Annotated in this window: 14 protein-coding genes and 1 pseudogene; 10 read left to right on the top strand and 5 right to left on the bottom strand. The window is 66.3% G+C overall.

The window, feature by feature from the left end; genetic code table 11:
- Window positions 1-43: 43 nt before the first annotated feature.
- Entirely contained in the window at window positions 44-844 is an 801-nt protein-coding gene (locus SJY11_RS00740) for an SDR family oxidoreductase (protein ID WP_376984537.1), read from the bottom strand.
- 89 nt (window positions 845-933) lie between these two features.
- On the opposite strand from SJY11_RS00740, the pseudogene SJY11_RS00745 reads away from it, so the two are divergent.
- The 5 genes and pseudogenes from SJY11_RS00745 to SJY11_RS00765 form a co-directional block, all read left to right on the top strand.
- A pseudogene (locus tag SJY11_RS00745) lies at window positions 934-1,518 on the top strand (formyltransferase family protein); the annotation flags it as partial.
- Window positions 1,519-1,720: 202 nt separating this feature from the next.
- Window positions 1,721-3,508 carry a peptide ABC transporter substrate-binding protein gene (locus SJY11_RS00750; RefSeq protein WP_376984539.1) on the top strand — a complete coding sequence of 596 codons (1,788 nt, stop codon included), beginning with the start codon at window positions 1,721-1,723 and terminating at the stop codon, window positions 3,506-3,508.
- A 154-nt stretch (window positions 3,509-3,662) separates the two neighbouring features.
- Window positions 3,663-4,622, top strand: a complete 960-nt coding sequence (locus SJY11_RS00755; protein ID WP_376984541.1) for an ABC transporter permease — start codon at window positions 3,663-3,665, stop codon at window positions 4,620-4,622.
- On the top strand, window positions 4,588-5,529 hold the full coding sequence (locus SJY11_RS00760) for an ABC transporter permease (protein ID WP_376984542.1): 942 nt from the start codon (window positions 4,588-4,590) through the stop codon (window positions 5,527-5,529). The genes SJY11_RS00755 and SJY11_RS00760 overlap by 35 nt, the downstream gene beginning before the upstream one ends.
- Window positions 5,530-5,554: 25 nt before the next feature.
- Complete coding sequence (locus SJY11_RS00765; protein WP_376984544.1) at window positions 5,555-7,405, top strand: ABC transporter ATP-binding protein; 1,851 nt, start codon at window positions 5,555-5,557, stop codon at window positions 7,403-7,405.
- 226 nt (window positions 7,406-7,631) lie between these two features.
- Here SJY11_RS00765 and SJY11_RS00770 read toward each other — a convergent pair whose 3' ends face one another.
- From SJY11_RS00770 to SJY11_RS00785, 4 genes are all read right to left on the bottom strand, one after another.
- A complete protein-coding gene (locus SJY11_RS00770) occupies window positions 7,632-8,099 on the bottom strand; it encodes an Lrp/AsnC family transcriptional regulator (RefSeq protein WP_376984546.1) in 468 nt (155 codons plus the stop codon).
- A gap of 259 nt (window positions 8,100-8,358) precedes the next feature.
- Entirely contained in the window at window positions 8,359-9,366 is a 1,008-nt protein-coding gene (locus tag SJY11_RS00775; RefSeq protein WP_376984548.1) for an Lnb N-terminal periplasmic domain-containing protein, read from the bottom strand.
- A gap of 225 nt (window positions 9,367-9,591) precedes the next feature.
- Entirely contained in the window at window positions 9,592-11,202 is a 1,611-nt protein-coding gene (locus tag SJY11_RS00780; RefSeq protein ID WP_376984550.1) for a phosphoenolpyruvate carboxykinase, read from the bottom strand.
- 208 nt (window positions 11,203-11,410) lie between these two features.
- Window positions 11,411-12,187, bottom strand: coding sequence for a HugZ family pyridoxamine 5'-phosphate oxidase (locus tag SJY11_RS00785; protein ID WP_376984551.1), 777 nt, complete (start codon window positions 12,185-12,187; stop codon window positions 11,411-11,413).
- Window positions 12,188-12,330: 143 nt separating this feature from the next.
- Here SJY11_RS00785 and SJY11_RS00790 point away from each other — a divergent pair, with 143 nt between their 5' ends.
- The 5 genes from SJY11_RS00790 to SJY11_RS00810 all read left to right on the top strand — a co-directional run bounded on the left by SJY11_RS00790 (window position 12,331) and on the right by SJY11_RS00810 (window position 16,230).
- Window positions 12,331-13,032 carry a response regulator gene (locus SJY11_RS00790; protein WP_376984553.1) on the top strand — a complete coding sequence of 234 codons (702 nt, stop codon included), beginning with the start codon at window positions 12,331-12,333 and terminating at the stop codon, window positions 13,030-13,032.
- Window positions 13,033-13,124: 92 nt separating this feature from the next.
- Window positions 13,125-14,924, top strand: a complete 1,800-nt coding sequence (locus SJY11_RS00795) for a stimulus-sensing domain-containing protein (protein ID WP_376984555.1) — start codon at window positions 13,125-13,127, stop codon at window positions 14,922-14,924.
- A gap of 7 nt (window positions 14,925-14,931) precedes the next feature.
- A complete protein-coding gene (locus tag SJY11_RS00800; protein ID WP_376984556.1) occupies window positions 14,932-15,378 on the top strand; it encodes an HPr kinase/phosphorylase in 447 nt (148 codons plus the stop codon).
- A 109-nt stretch (window positions 15,379-15,487) separates the two neighbouring features.
- Complete coding sequence (locus SJY11_RS00805) at window positions 15,488-15,889, top strand: PTS sugar transporter subunit IIA (RefSeq protein ID WP_069053509.1); 402 nt, start codon at window positions 15,488-15,490, stop codon at window positions 15,887-15,889.
- 59 nt (window positions 15,890-15,948) lie between these two features.
- Complete coding sequence (locus SJY11_RS00810) at window positions 15,949-16,230, top strand: HPr family phosphocarrier protein (RefSeq protein ID WP_236840553.1); 282 nt, start codon at window positions 15,949-15,951, stop codon at window positions 16,228-16,230.
- Window positions 16,231-16,384 lie beyond the last annotated feature (154 nt).

Below are 16,384 nucleotides of genomic sequence, written 5' to 3' on the forward strand. Positions count from 1 at the left end.
CTGTCTTGGCCCGAGGCGGGCCGTAGTGCCGTCGGCGGCGATGTCAATCATGCGCGCCGAGAATCGTCTGGTCGAAATCGATGTTGGAGCCGGTCATCAACCCGGATTCGTCCGAGGCCAGATAGGCGACGGCGCGTGCAACCTCGCGCGGGTCGAGCAGCCGACCGAAGGGCTGGCCCGCAGCGGCCTGCTCGAGCCAACCGTCCTGCGCGCCATGGTGGCGGCGCATCACCGCATCCTCGCCCGGCGTCGACATCCAGCCGATGTTGAGGGCGTTGACGCGGATGCGGTGCGGCAGAAGCCCGTAGGCGGCGTTGCGGGTCAGCGTCGCGAGCGCGCCCTTCGAGACGCTGTAGATGGAGAGGAAGGGCTGGCCGCCATGCGCCGACATGGACTGGATGTTGACGATCGAGCCGGCGATGCTCTGGCGTCGCATCAGCTCGGCGGCATCCTGGATCAGGAAGAAGGGTGCACGCAGATTGACCGCCATGAGGCGCTCATAGAGTTCGGGCGAGGTGTCGAAAATCGTCCCACGGTCGGTATCGCCCGCCGCGTTGACGAGGATGTCGAGCCGGTCGAAGGCCCGCTCGGCCACTGGCACGATCTCGCGGACGGCGGCGAGGTCGGACAGATCGGCGGCGTGAAAGCGGGCGTCGCAGCCGGCCACCCTCAGGCTCGCCGCCACGGCCTCGCCACGCTCGCGGCTGCGCCCGGTCAGCAGCAGGCCGGCGGCGCCGCGCGCCGCGAACTCGCGCGCAATCGCTTCACCGAGCCCCTGACTCGCGCCGGTGACGATCGCGACCTTTCCGGCGAGCGCGACGCTATGCGACTGGGTGTCCGACACCGGGAACGCTTCCCCAAAAGAAGATGGCACGTTTTTTTGATTTGAAGCCTCTTATGGAACATGCATTCCATTTTGCCCCGGGGCCGTCAAGCGCTCTCGACCACTGCCTGAGCGACCTGCTCTCCCGCTGGCGGATCAGCGCATTGACGATGACGGTCACCGCCATCGCCTCCAACCACGGTCGCGAGCACGTCGCCTCTACCGATCGCGGCGATCTGCCTTTCCCGCATTTGCCGTTCACGCGCGAGACCGAGATGGAGCAGGAGGCGGAGATCTGGGGCCTGGTCCCGGAGATCCGCAGCCATCTCGTCGTGCTGCGCGCTCCATGCAGATCCTCTCGGACGGCGTTCGGCGAAGTTTCAGGGCTTCCGCATCAATATTCATCACCCCTCCCGGCCCGGCTTCAAGGGTGCCAAGCCCTGTCACCGGGCGCATGAGTGTCGGCATAAAGCCGATCGGTGCGACGGCCCACTGCGTCACGCCGGTCTGGACGAAGGGCCGTTCGTCGAACAGGGCGTCGAGAGAATCTCGCATCGCGACCCACCCGAAGATCTGGTGCGCAAGGCCGCGACATCGAGCGTCGCATGCTGGCCAGCGCCGTGCCGCGTCGCCTGGAGGATCGCGTTATCCTCAATGGAAAGAAATTGGTCGTCTTTGTCGACCGGCCCGCATAAACTTGCAAACGACCGGCCGGCGAAGACACAATCGTTCGTTTGCCCGCGAGCGAATGCGCTCGCCCTGCGGCGCACGCAGCTTCGCCCTGCGCTGCACAGTTGACGCTTTCGTTGGCACATGGCTTGCTGAGGGCCGACCGAGAGGGAGAACGGCGCACAAAGCGTCGAACAGCCGTCAACGCGCCACGAGTGGAGACTTCGCATGAAAGACCAGGATCTGGGCCAATTGATCGCCCGCGTGAAGGAAGGCGCCCTGTCGCGGCGCTCCTTCCTCAAGAAGGCCGCTGCAGTCGGCGTAGCCGCGCCCTTCGCGAACCAGCTGCTGGCCTTCAACGGCGTCGCGATGGCGAACGCCAGCCTGCCCTACAAGCCGACCAAGGCCGGTGGCGGCGGTCCGCTCAAGATGCTGCTCTGGCAGGCCCCGACGCTGCTGAACCCGCATTTCGCTTCGGGCACCAAGGACCAGATCGCCTCACGGGTCTTCTTCGAGCCCCTCGCCGGCTGGGACAAGGACGGCAATCTCTTCCCGCAGCTCGCGGCCGAAATCCCGAGCCGGGCGAATGGCGGCCTCTCGGCCGACGGCAAGGAGGTCATCTGGAAGCTGAAGCAGGGCGTGAAATGGCATGATGGCAAGCCGTTCACCGCCGATGACGCGGTTTTCACCTGGGAATATGCCGCCGATCCGGCGACGGCCGCCTACACCACCGGCTCCTACAAGGACATCAAGGTCGAGAAGATCGACAGCCACACGATCAAGGTGATCTTCAAGAATTCGACGCCGTTCTGGGCCGACGCCTTCGTCGGCGTCGCCGGCATGATCCTGCCGAAGCATCTCTTCGCCGAGTACAAGGGCGCCAAGTCGCGCGAGGCTCCGTCCAACCTCAAGCCGGTCGGCACGGGCCCTTACCGGTTCGTCGAGTTCAAGCCCGGCGACATCCTGACCGCCGAACGCAATCCCGACTATCACGTCGCCAATCAGCCGCATTTCGACACGCTCGAGGTCAAGGGTGGCGGTGACGCGGTCTCGGCGGCCCGCGCCGTGCTGCAGACCGGCGAATACGACTATGCCTGGAACCTCCAGGTCGAGGACGAGATCCTCAAGCGCATGGAGACCGGCGGCCGCGGCAAGATCAGCGCTGTGCCCTCGGGCAACATCGAGTTCATCATGCTGAATACCACCGATCCCTGGACCGAGGTCGATGGCGAGCGTTCCAGCATCAAGACCAAGCACCCGACGCTCACCGATCCGAAGGTGCGCGAGGCGATGAACCTGCTGATCGACCGCGACTCGATCCAGAAGTTCATCTATGGCCGCGGCGGCGTTGCCACGGCGAGCTTTGTTAATCAGCCGGCGAAGTTCAAGTCGAAGAAGCTCAAATATGAGTTCAACATCGAGAAGGCGAACAAGATCCTGGACGAGGCCGGCTACAAGCGCGGCTCCGACGGCATCCGCGAGAAGGACGGCAAGAAGCTCAAATACGTCTACCAGACCTCGATCAATGCACCGCGCCAGAAGTGCCAGCAGATCATCAAGCAGGCCTGCCAGCGTGCCGGCATCGACCTCGAGCTGAAGTCGATCACCGCGTCGGTGTTCTTCTCGTCCGACGTGGCGAACCCCGACACCTACACCAAGTTCTACGCCGACATGCAGATGTACACGACCACGCAGCCACAGCCCGATCCGGAGCGGTTCCTCAACCAGTTCGTGTCCTGGGAAATCGCCAACAAGGAGAACAAGTGGCTGGGCCGCAACGTCTCGCGCTACACCGACAAGGCGGCGGACGAGGCCTACCGGGCCGCCCAGAAGGAACTCGACCCCGACAAGCGCGCCGAGCTGCTGATCAAGGTCAACGAGATCTTCTGCGGGGCCCATGTCATCCAGCCGCTCCTGTCGCGATCGGTGGTGGCCGCGGCGGCGAACAATCTCTTCCATGACCACAGCGGCTGGGACTCCGACACCTGGAACCTGGCGGCCTGGTACCGGGCCTGATCCTGCCGGGAGCAGAGCCCCCGGTGCGGCCAAGTCCGCACCGGGGGCTCTGCTCCCTCTTCATTTGGAAAAGTAAGACAGGCCGCCGCCCTCCCGGGGACGTGCGGCACTCGTCCATGGCGGCATAAGACCGCGCACGAAAAGAGTTTGTCCGATGGGCGCTTATCTGTTGAGGCGACTGCTGATCGCGATTCCGAGCCTGCTCGGCATCAGCCTCATCCTGTTCACCGTGCTCGCCCTGGCGCCGGGCGATCCGTTCTCCGAAATGGCCACCAATCCCAATGTGCCGCCGGAGGTCCGCGAGGCCCTGCGCGCCAGCTTCGGGCTCAACGACCCGGTCATGGTGCGCTATCTGCGCTGGCTGTCGAACATGGTGCAGGGTGACTGGGGTTTCTCCTTCGCCAGCCGCATCGACGTCGACACGCTGATCATGCAGCGGGTCCCGACCACGCTCTTCATTGTCGGCTCGTCCCAGATCCTGGCGCTCTGCATTGCCCTGCCGGTCGGCATCTATGCCGCGACCCGGCCCTATTCGATGTTCGACCAGATCGCCAATACGCTCGCCTTCATCGGCTTCTCGCTGCCGACCTTTTTCACCGGCCTGCTGCTGATCCTGGTGTTCTCGGTTTCGCTCGACTGGTTCCCCTTCGTCTATCGCTCCGACCTCGCTGCGACCGGCTGGCGCTGGTACTGGGAGATGTTCCGACAGGCGATCATGCCGATCACCGTGCTCGGCCTGTTCCAGGCAGCGTCCTACACGCGCTATGTGCGTTCGGCCGTGCTTGACGTGATCCGGCTCGACTACGTCACCACGGCCCGGGCCAAGGGCCTCAGCGGCAAGACGGTGACCCTGCGCCATGTCACGCGCAATGCTCTCATCCCCGTCGTCACGCTGGTTGCGCTGCAGATGCCGGCGGTGTTCGGCGGCGCCATCGTGACCGAGCAGATCTTCCGGATTCCCGGCATCGGCTCGCTCCTCATCGACGCGATCCTGGCCAACGACACGCCGGTCATCATGGCCGTGACCTTCGTCTTCGCCTGCCTCGTCGTCCTGTTCAATCTTATCGCGGATATCCTTTATGGCTGGCTCGACCCTCGCATCTCCTTCAGCTGAGCCGATGTCCGGCCCGGCCCAGACGAGCGCCGCGACCTCGCCCGGACGCGAGACGTGGAAGCGTTTCCGTCGCCACAAGCTGGCGATGGCGAGCAGCTTCGTGCTCGCCATCATGATCATCGGCGTGATCGTCGGGCCCTGGATCTGGCCGGTGCCGATCAATGAGATCGACTTCTCGGCGCAGCTCCAGACGCCGTCCTGGAGTCACCCGTTCGGTACCGACGACCTCGGCCAGGATCTGCTGGCGCGCATGATCTATGGTGGGCGGATTTCGCTCGCCGTGGGTCTCGCCGCCATGTTCGTCGCCACGTTCGTCGGCATCCTGATCGGCGCGATCGCCGGCATGTCGCGCGGCTATGTCGACAATTTCCTGATGTGGGTGACGGACCTCTTCCTCTCCCTGCCGCAGCTGCCGCTGCTCCTGCTGGTGATCTATTTCTTCCGCGAGCAACTCAAGGCGGTGTTCGGCGTCGAGGGCGGCGTCTTCATCCTCATCGTCGTCGTGATCGGCGGGCTGAAATGGATGCCGGTGGCACGACTTGTGCGTGCCCAGTTCATGTCGTTGCGCGAGAAGGAGTTCGTCGAGGCCGCGCGGGCCCATGGCGCCACCAAGTTCCGGCAGATGGTCCACCACATCCTCCCCAACGCGATCGGCCCGGTGATCGTGGCGGCCACGATCGAGGTGTCGTCGGCGATCATCGCCGAATCGACGCTCTCCTTCCTGGGTCTCGGCTTCCCGCCGGACATCCCGACCTGGGGCCGGCTGCTGTTCGATGCGAAGGACCATCTCGATTCGGCGCCGCACTGGGCGCTGTTCCCGGGGGCAGCAATCTTCCTGACCGTGCTTTCGATCAACTTCATCGGCGACGGCCTGCGCGACGCACTCGATCCGCGCCGCGTCATCTGACCCACAACACCCGGAAGGCATCCGCATGACCACTCCCATCCTGTCCGTCAGCAACCTCAGCACCTCCTTCCGGGTCGAGGGCGCCTGGAAGCAGGTCGTCCGCAACGTCTCCTTCGACATCGCGCCGAAGGAGACCGTCGCGGTTGTCGGCGAATCGGGCTCGGGCAAGAGCGTGACGGCACTGTCGATCATGCGGCTGACGCCCCAGGGCTCGAGCAAGATCGAGGGCTCGATCAAGCTCGCCGGGCAGGAACTGCTGACGCTTCCGGAGCCGCAGATGCGCCGCATCCGCGGCAACGACGTCGCGATGATCTTCCAGGAGCCGATGACCTCGCTCAACCCGGTGCTGACGATCGGCTTCCAGATCGCGGAAGCGCTGATCCTGCATCGCGGCATGTCGCGCTCGGAGGCCGAGGCCGAGACCGTGCGCTTGCTGGAAAAGGTCCGTATCCCCGCGGCGAAGTCGCGCTTCCACGAATATCCGCACCGCTTCTCGGGCGGCATGCGCCAGCGCGTGATGATCGCGATGGCGCTGGCCTGCAAGCCGAAGCTCCTGATCGCCGACGAGCCGACGACCGCGCTCGACGTAACCATCCAGGCGCAGATCCTGCAGCTCATCAAGCTGCTGCAGGAGGAGGAGGGCATGTCCGTGCTCTTCATCACCCACGACATGGGGGTGGTCGCCGAAATCGCCGACCGCACGGTCGTGATGTATAACGGCCAGGCGGTGGAGACCGGCGCGACCGAGGACATCTTCGCCCGCGCCAAACACCCCTACACCCGCTCGCTGCTGTCTGCGGTGCCGAAGCTGGGCTCGATGGACGGCCGGTCGCGGCCGATGCGTTTCCCGGTGGTGGACCGCGCCACGGGCGAGTCCGACATCCCCGAGGAGACGCCCGATACCGTCAAGAGTGCCGAGCGGCCGGTGCTCGAGGTCTCGAACCTCACCACCCGCTTCGAGATCCGCTCCGGCCTGCTCTCCTCGGTCACCGGCCGCGTCCACGCGGTCGAGAACGTGTCCTTCAGCGTCCAGGCCGGCGAGACGCTGGCGCTGGTCGGCGAATCCGGCTGCGGCAAATCCACGACCGGGCGCTCGGTGATGCGCCTGATCGAGCCGCTGGCAGGCTCCGTGCTGCTCGACGGCGTCGATGTGCTGAAGCTCAACCAGAACGACCTGCGCGAGCAGCGCAAGCGCATGCAGATGATCTTCCAGGATCCCTTCGCCTCGCTGAACCCGCGCATGAATGTCGGCTCGGCCATCGCCGAGCCGCTGCTGATCAACAAGCTCGCCACGCGCAGCGAGGCCCGCGACCAGATCGCCGAGCTTTTGCGCCGCGTCGGCCTGCAGCCCGACATGGCCAGCCGTTTCCCGCACGAGTTCTCGGGTGGCCAGCGCCAGCGCATCTGCATCGCGCGGGCGCTCGCGGTCGAGCCGCGGCTGATCGTGGCGGACGAGGCGGTCTCGGCGCTCGACGTGTCGGTGAAGGCGCAGGTGGTCAACCTGATGCTCGAGCTGCAGGCCCGCATGGGGCTGGCCTATCTCTTCATCTCGCATGACATGGCCGTGGTGGAGCGCGTCAGCCATCGCGTCGCGGTGATGTATCTCGGCGAGATCGTCGAGATCGGCCCACGCGAGGCGATCTTCGGCAATCCGCAGCATCCCTACACCAAGCGCCTGCTGGCGGCGGTGCCGATCGCCGATCCGACCCGCCGGCACGAGAAGACCCCGCCATCCAACGACGAGATCAAGAGCCCGGTGCGCGCGCCGGACTACGTCCCGCCGGTCCGCCAGTTCCGCGAGGTCTCGCCGGGCCACGCCGTGATGATCTGGGGCGAGGAGTGGGAGAAGAAGACGATCGAGGCCGTCGCGGCCTGATCGGGCGACTATCAAGGCCGGCGCTCTGCACGAGGGCCGGCCTGCTCGGCAGCCCCCAGAGATCGCCGAGCAAGCCCCAAACGGCGTCATCCTGGACAAGCCGCGCAGCGGCGCAGGCCGGGATCCATCATAGGGCAGGACATCGCCCTATGATGGATCCCGGTCGGCCTCTGGCCGCCCAGGATGACGGTGGTGGTTCAGAGACAGTTCAAGCCAGCCGCGTCCCTCACGCCCTCGGCAGATCGGGCACGCGAAAGGCCGTGGTCGACTTGATCCGCTCCATGGCGAAGCGCGAGGTCACGTTCTTGAGCGGAATCGTCTCGATCAGCCTCTTGTAGAAGCCGTCATAGGCCGACATGTCGGCGACGACGACGCGCAGCATGTAGTCGACATCCCCGGCCATGCGATAGAACTCCATCACCTCCGGCATCGCAGAGACCAGCTGCGCGAATTTCGCGAGCCAGGGGCCGGAATGGTCGGCCGTCTCGATCTGGACGAAAACCGTCAGCCCCAGTCCGATCGTCTCCGGCGCGACCAGCGCGACGCGCTTGAGGATGACGCCCGCCTGCTCGAGCTTCTGGATGCGCTTCCAGCAGGGCGTCTGCGACAGGCCGACGCGATCGGCCAGTTCGGCGATCGAGATGTCGGCGTCATCCTGCAGAACGGTGAGGATTTTTCGATCGATCGCATCCATGCTCTGACATCCCGCCTGAATAGAATATTATGCTTCTTGAGCCGAAATGAGGGATTATTCATCCCCTCGGTAGCGCCATGCTACATTCGGATAGAAATTCCTTTTCTGCCTCTGTCAATCCGTACTTTTCCGGGCGAGACCATGGAGGGAGCATTGGAGCGAGCGCGGCCGCGCGGCGGCGGCCGATATCGCAGTTCGATCCGCTTTGGATTCGGCGCGGACACGCCCAGCGACGGCGCGGCGATCTGGTCTCGCGGTATCAGGGGCGCGCCGTCGGCACGCCCTCGCGGATCTTCTTCGAGAAGTCGGGATCGTCGAGCGAGATCGCCCGCGCCCGCTCGCCGATCCGCGAGAGCCGGACCAACTCGGCCAACGGGATATCGGTCCTCACCGCGCCGATCTGCTGGAGATAGCCGGGCAGATAGCCCGACAGCAGCACGCGGGGATCAAGCGGCACCGAGAACGCCCAGCCCGGCGCGATCTGGCGCACGAGCTGGAACACCATCGTGGTGCAGTTGGTCATCAGCGTATTGTACCAGCGCGGCTCGCGGGCCAGCAGATTGACGTCGGCCGCATAGGCGAGGAGGAGGTCGCGCGCCTGCGCCGGGCTCGCCGCAAGCCGGAAAAGCCGGACATCCTCCTTGCGTGGATGGCTCCTGACGCCAACGACGTCGCGTTCGTCGGCGGCGACATAAGCCATTTCGTAGCTGCGGAAAAAGCCGGCGAGCGCGGAATATTCCTCGCCATGTTCGCGCCGGATTTCGACCGAGAAACTCAAAGGTGCGCTATCGGCAAAGGTGAAGCTGATCAACAGATGCGCGATCGCCTCGCCCGACCAGTGCGAGAGGTAGAGATCGATGCCCTGGATTGCGCCGAGGTTGTAGCTGCGTGTCTCCCAACGCTCGTCAAAGTCATCATTGGTGCGCCAGCGGAAGTTGCGCAGATTGCTGACGGTGAGCATCTCGCCCTGCTGCGTGATCGTTGGCAGGCGCGCGACTTCGGGAATCCAGTTGCGCTCATGCGAGGGCAGGAGGGTGTTCCACCAGCCCAGCAGACCGAGAAAAAGGACCGCGAAGGAGAGCGGCAGGCGGGCCGCGCCGCTCCACAGGCCGATGGCGCCGGCGAGGCCCGCGATGCCGAAGCCGATCGCGGCGACCGTGCCGGTCGAGCCGGGCAGGCGGAAGATTAGTAGGCCCGCGGCCCAGGTGGTGGCCCCGAGGATGGCCAGCGTGGCGAGGAGGCGGAAGAGGATGATCAGGATGGCCATTGCAACGCTCCCATTCGGTGCGGTCGCGCGCATTCCCCTCCCCCTGGTGGGGAGGGGTTAGGGGTGGGGGGCGCAAAGGCAGGCTCGACCTTACCACGCGCGGGCGTCGCGGCATCCCAGCAGTAGTATCGGACCACGCTCACCAGGCGGCACGCCCCCCATCCCTATCCCTTCCCCACCAGGGGGAAGGGAAGAGCCTTTGCCTGCCAAGATCAAGCGTTAGGCTCACGCCGCCAGCGAATTCACCGGCGCCGCTGCCTTCACCGCATCGTCGACATGGGCCTCGAACTTCTCGAAGTTCTTGGCGAACATGCCGATGAGGTTCTTGGCCGTCTCGGCGAAGGCCGCCTTGTCCTGCCAGGTTTTCACCGGATAGAGGATGTGCGGCTCGACGCCGGGCACTGACGTGGGAACGGCGAAACCGAAATAGGGATCCCGGCGGAAATCGGCGCGGTTGAGCGACCCGTCGAGCGCCGCCGTCAGCAGGCGGCGGGTGACGCGGATCGGCATGCGCCGACCGGTGCCGTACTGCCCGCCGGTCCAGCCGGTGTTCACCAGCCAGCAATCGACATGGTGCTTGGCGATGAAGTCGCGCAGGAGGTTGGCGTATTCCGACGGGTGCCGCGGCAGGAAGGGCGAGCCGAAGCAGGTCGAGAACTCCGGCTCGACACCGACGAGGCCGCGCTCGGTGCCGGCGACCTTGGCGGTGTAGCCGGAGAGGAAGTGGTACATCGCCTCGGCCGGGGTGAGCTTGGCGATCGGCGGCATCACGCCGAAGGCGTCCGCCGTGAGCATGACGATGTTCTTCGGCACCCCGGCGCGTCCGGTGCGCGAGGCGTTGGGGATGAAGTCGAGCGGATAGGCCGAGCGGGTGTTCTCGGTCTTGCTGCCGTCGTCGAAATCGACCTCGCGGGTGATCTCGTCCATGACGATGTTCTCGAGCACCGTGCCGAAGCGCAGCGAGGCGGCGTGAATCTGCGGCTCAGCCTCGGCCGAGAGCTTGATCGTCTTGGCGTAGCAGCCGCCCTCGAAATTGAAGATGCCGTCCTTCGACCAGCCATGCTCATCGTCGCCGATCAGCGTGCGGTCGGGGTCGGCCGAAAGCGTCGTCTTGCCAGTGCCCGACAGGCCAAAGAAGATGGCGGAATCGTTGTCGGGGCCGACATTGGCCGAGCAGTGCATCGGCACCACGCCCTTCGTCGGCAGGACGAAATTGAGATAGGTGAAGACCGACTTCTTCATCTCGCCGGCATAGGCCGAGCCGCCGATCAGGACGATCTTGCGGGTGAAGTCGATGGCGATGACGGTCTCGCTGCGGCAGCCATGGCGGGCCGGATCGGCCTTGAAGCTCGGCAGATCGACGATCGTCATCTCGGGCACGTAGTCGGCGAGTTCCTCGCGCGCCGGGCGGATCAGCAGGTTGCGGATGAAGAGCGAGTGCCAGGCCATCTCGGTGTAGACCCGGGCCTTGACGCGGTGAACCGGATCGGCGCCGCCATAGAGATCCTGCGCGAAGAGGTCCTTGCCTTCGGCATGGGCGATGAAGTCGGCGAGCAGGGTCTCGAACTGCTCCGGCGACATCGCGTTGTTGTTGTCCCACCAGACGCTCTTGTCGGTGAGTGCGTCGCGCACCGTGAACTTGTCCTTGGGCGAGCGGCCGGTATGGGTCCCGGTATCGGCGGTGATGGCGCCGCCGCGCGAGAGTTGGGATTCGCCCCGGGCGAGGGATTCCTCATAGAGCCGGGCGGCCTCGAGGTTCCAGGAAACGCTCTTCAGGTTGCGAAAGCCGAACGTCTCCGCCCCCTGGGCGGCATTGAACTGACCGATGGATTTCACAGAAGAACCTCCCGAGGCAGGCTGGCCCGGAGAGCCGCCTGATCTGCAGACATGCGCGAACAGAGCAACGCGCGCGGGCGACCTTTGTGCCGGCCGGTGCCGGTCCCCTTAAGGCCATGTTGGACCCGGCTCAAGTGAAGGCAAAGCCTCCACCTGGAACATTCTCACCTAAATCGATTAAATCGAATCGACGTGGTGAATCAGGGCGCTAGGCGGGTCGTCGTGCCGCCGCGGCGAGTTCGACCAGAGTCCGGCGCATCGAAGCCGCATCGGTGACGGGCGCCGGGAAGGGCAGGCGCAGGGTGGCGTCGCCGCGGGCGAGATCGGCCCCGTCCGGGTCGAGCCCGGTGAGGCGCCAGTCGCCATCCGGCGCCTTCAGCAGGCCGGTGGCGTAGGCGCAGATGGCGTCGGCATGATCGGCGTTCATGTGCTCGACCGCGCCCTCCTCCATCGCGGTGATGGCGCGCGCAGCGGCGGCGTCGCTGAGCAGGTCACCCGGCAGGAGTTCATAGGCTTTGCCGAAGCCGCCATTGAGGCTCGCGGCCTGGAGGTCGAGCGCGAAGAAGGAGAAGTCGCCGAAATCGACATAGAGCGCCGCCTTGGGCTGGCGGGCGAGGAAGCGGCGTCGGATGCGCCCGCCCTCGGCGCCTTCGCGCGCGATCCGACGCGCCTGGAGCTTCAGCGTGATCCGCGCATGGGCGAGCGGGTCGCCCTTCCCGCCCGGCGCCAGCAACAGCGAACAGCGCGGATCGGCCTCGAGATTGCCGGTGTGAGACGACAGCGCCGAGACGAGGATCAGCGGCGTGCCGTCGCTGTCAGTCGCCAGGCTGACGAGGCTCGCGGATGGGTGGCCGTCCCGCCCCAGCGTCGCCAGCGATCCGAACCGTGCACCGCGCAGCAAGGTCTTGGCGAGTGCGCGCGCCGCGTCGTCGGTCGGGCGGATCGGATCCTCGCGTTTTTGCGGCGCGGCGGGAGACGTGGTCATGGAACGAATGGTCCTGTCGGGTCTTTCTGTGACGGGGACATAGGCAAACCGCCCTGCCGTCGCTAGATTGCGGCCACGGTTTAGCCGCTCTCTCGCGGGAGTGGACCTCAGTCATTGCAACACGGCCAAGAGACAAAGAGCTTATGCCAACCATTGCGCTGGTCGATGACGACCGCAACATCCTCACCTCGGTTTCGATCGCTCTCGAAGCCGAGGGCTACCGCATCATGACCTATACCGACGGCGCCTCGGCGCTGGACGGCCTGAAGCAGAATCCGCCCGACCTCGCGATCTTCGACATCAAGATGCCGCGCATGGACGGGATGGAGCTGCTGCGGCGGCTGCGCCAGAAGTCCGACCTGCCGGTGATCTTCCTGACGTCCAAGGACGAGGAAATCGACGAACTCTTCGGGCTCAAGATGGGCGCCGACGACTTCATCCGGAAGCCGTTCTCGCAGCGTCTGCTGGTCGAGCGTGTCAAGGCGATCCTGCGGCGCGCCGGCGCCAAGGACCCGGCCGCCGCCCCGCGGGGCGAGGACGCCAAGGCGCTGGAGCGCGGCCTGCTGCGCATGGACCCGGAGCGCCATACCTGCACCTGGAAGGGCGAGCCGGTGACGCTGACCGTCACCGAGTTCCTGATCCTGCAGTCTCTGGCGCAACGGCCGGGCGTGGTGAAGAGCCGCAACGCGCTGATGGACGCCGCCTATGACGACGAGGTCTATGTCGACGACCGCACCATCGACAGCCACATCAAGCGGCTGCGCAAGAAGTTCAACCAGGTCGATGCCGATTTCGACATGATCGAGACCTTGTACGGCGTCGGCTACCGGTTCAAGGAGGGCTGAGCCCCGAGCGTTCGAACGCACGGCCTCGTCCGGAGGCCGCGCGACGGGCGACGCCGCCAGGCCCGACGGCAGGACAGCAGCGTTCCAGACCCATGGCGACGATCGACGAGGAGCGCAGGGCGGAGGTCGGCGGCGGCGCAGGGCGCCCGGCGCTGCGGCAGCGGCTGGCCGCCTTCGCGCGGCGCAGCCTGAGGGCGATTTCGTCCGGCGCCGCCTCCAGCCTGACCCGGCGCATCGTCGTGCTCAATCTCGGCGGGCTCGTCGCGCTCCTGGTCGGTTTTCTCTATCTCAACCAGTTCCGCGAGAGCCTGATCGAATCGCGCGTCCAGAGCCTACTCACGCAGGGCGAGATCATCGCCGGCGCAATCGCCGCGTCCGCCACGGTCGAGACCGACGCGATCACCATCGATCCCGACAAGCTGCTGCAACTGCAGGCGGGCGAGAGCGCCGGCATCGCCGAAGACCCGCTCGACTTCTCGATCAACCCCGAAAAGGTCGCGCCGCTGCTGCGCCGGCTGGTCACGCCGACCAAGACGCGGGCCCGCATCTATGACCGCGACGGGCTGCTGACCCTGGACTCTCGCAGCCTCTATTCGCGCGGCGACGTGCTGCGGCTCGAGCTGCCGCGCGTCGGCGAGCCGGACGAGGCGCCGCTGATGGAGCGGACCTGGAACCTGTTCCGTAACCGGCTCGGGCGCGCCGACGTGCCGGCCTATGACGATTTCGAGAATGCCAACGGCAAGTCCTATCCCGAGGTCGCTCGCGCGCTGAACGGCTCGCCCGCCAGCGTGGTCCGCGTCAACACGCGCGGGCAGACCATCGTGTCGGTCGCGGTGCCGGTCCAGCGCTTCCGGACGGTGAAGGGCGCGCTGCTGCTGTCGACACAGGGCGGCGACATCGACGCCGTCATCGTCTCGGAGCGCTACGCGATCTTCCGGGTGTTCGCGATCTCGGCGGGGGTCATGATCGTCCTGTCGGTGTTGCTGGCCGGGACCATCGCCGAACCGATCCGCAAGCTCGCCGATGCCGCCCAGCGGGTGCGCCGCGGCGTGAAGTCACGCGAGCAGATCCCCGATTTCAGCGGCCGCCACGACGAGATCGGCCATCTCTCCGGCTCGCTGCGCGAGATGACGAAGGCGCTCTACAGCCGCATCGAGGCGATCGAGAGTTTCGCCGCGGATGTGGCGCATGAGCTCAAGAACCCCCTGACCTCGCTGCGCAGCGCGGTCGAGACCCTGCCGCGGGCGAAGTCGGACGAGTCCCGAGGCCGGCTCCTGGCCGTGATCCAGCACGATGTGCGCCGCCTCAACCGGCTGATCTCCGACATTTCCGACGCCTCGCGGCTCGATGCCGAACTCGCCCGCAACGATGCCGGGCCGGTCGATCTCGGCCAGATCCTCGAGACGGTGGTCTCGGCCCAGAACGAGACCCGCCGCGAGGGCCAGCCGATGATCGAACTCGTCACCGAGCGTCGCGGCCAGCGCCCGGGCGGGCGCGACGGCTTCATCGTTCTCGGCCACGATTCGCGGCTGGGCCAGGTGATCGTCAACCTGATCGACAACGCCCGCTCCTTCTCGCCGCCGGACAAGCCGGTGCGCGTCATGCTCTCGCGGGTCGGCGACGAGGTTCTCGTCACGGTCGAGGATGGCGGGCCCGGGATCGAGCCGCATGCGCTGGAGAGGATCTTCGAGCGCTTCTACACCGACCGGCCAAACGAGGGTTTCGGCCAGAATTCCGGACTCGGTCTGTCGATCTCGCGCCAGATCGTCGAGGCGCATCGCGGCACGATCCGGGCAGAGAACCGCCTCGGCCCGGCCGGGACCGACGGCGTGCAGCCGCGGCTGGGTGCGCGCTTCATCGTCTGCCTCCCCGCCCTGCCGCAAGCGAGTTGAGGCGGGCATGCCGAACGCACGCATTCACGCGACCACGGTCGCGATCGGCGAGGCCGGGGTGCTGATCCGCGGCGCCTCGGGGGCCGGCAAGTCGAGCCTCGGGCTCGCCCTGATCGACGCCGCGCGCCGGGAGGGCCGCTTCGCGCGGCTGGTCGCCGACGACCGGACCGCGCTGAGCGCGCGCGGCGCGCGCCTGCTGGCGCGGCCGGTCGCGCCGCTCGACGGCCTGATCGAGCGGCGCGGGCTGGGGCTGACGCCCGAGCCCCATCAGCCGGCCGTGGTCGTGAGGCTGATCGTCGACATCGCCGGCACCGAGCCGGCGCGCATGCCGCAGCCGGAGGATCTGGTGGACAGGATCGAGGGCATCGACCTGCCGCGGCTGACGGTCGCTGGGCGTAGCGGCGACGAACGCCTGATCCTGGCGGCCCTGCAGCTGTTCGGCGATGGCAGCTGATGTCGAAAATTTGACGAGTTCGAAGCGGGCCGCTTGCCTATCCTTCGCACCTGCCGCATAAACCGCCACCTTGTCCGGGCGCCGAAAGCGCTCTCCGGTGCCATAGTGAATGATCGGACTGGTCCTCGTGACGCATGGGCATCTGGCCACGGAATTCCGGGCCGCGCTCGAACACGTCGTCGGCCCCCAACAGAATCTTGCCACCATCGCCATCGCCCCCGATGACGACATGGAGGGCCGTCGCCGCGACATCATCGCGGCGGTCGAGCAGGTCGAGACGGGCAAGGGCGTGATCGTCCTGACCGACATGTTCGGCGGGACACCCTCCAACCTCGCCATCTCGGTGATGGAGCCCGGCCGCATCGACGTCGTCGCCGGCGTCAACCTGCCGATGCTGATCAAGCTCGCCAGCGTGCGCGAGGACAAGACCCTCGACGAGGCCGTGACCAGCGCGCAGGATGCCGGACGCAAATACATCACCGTCGCCAGCCGCGTGCTTGCCGGGAAATAGAGGGCGACTACGTGGACGACAGGCAGGAGATCGAGGATTGCGATTGCCCTGAGGTTGAGATTCCCGCAGGCGCGCTCTATGGCGAGTTCCAGATCGTCAACAAGAAGGGGCTGCACGCCCGCGCCACGGCGAAATTCGTGCAATGCGCCTCCGCCTTCGACGCCGACATCACCGTCACCCGCTGCGGCGAGACGGTCGGCGCGACCTCGATCATGGGCATCCTGACGCTCGGTGCCGGCATCGGCTCGACGATCACGGTGGTGGCGAAAGGCCGCGAGGCGAACGAGGCGCTGAAGGCGCTGGAGACCCTCGTGGCGGACCGCTTCGGCGAGGGCGAGTAAGTCCGGGCCGGCTCGTCGGCTGCGGCACTCCGCCGAGGCAACCTCCGGTCAATTCCCTCCAAGCACGCTCCATCGGGGCGGGCTTTGGCCGCGCGGGACATGACGAAACGTCATGAAAGCGACAGACCGCTCCCTTTCGACCGATCACATAAAG

The organism is Allobosea sp. R86505, from assembly GCF_042466375.1.
GTDB lineage: Bacteria > Pseudomonadota > Alphaproteobacteria > Rhizobiales > Beijerinckiaceae > Allobosea.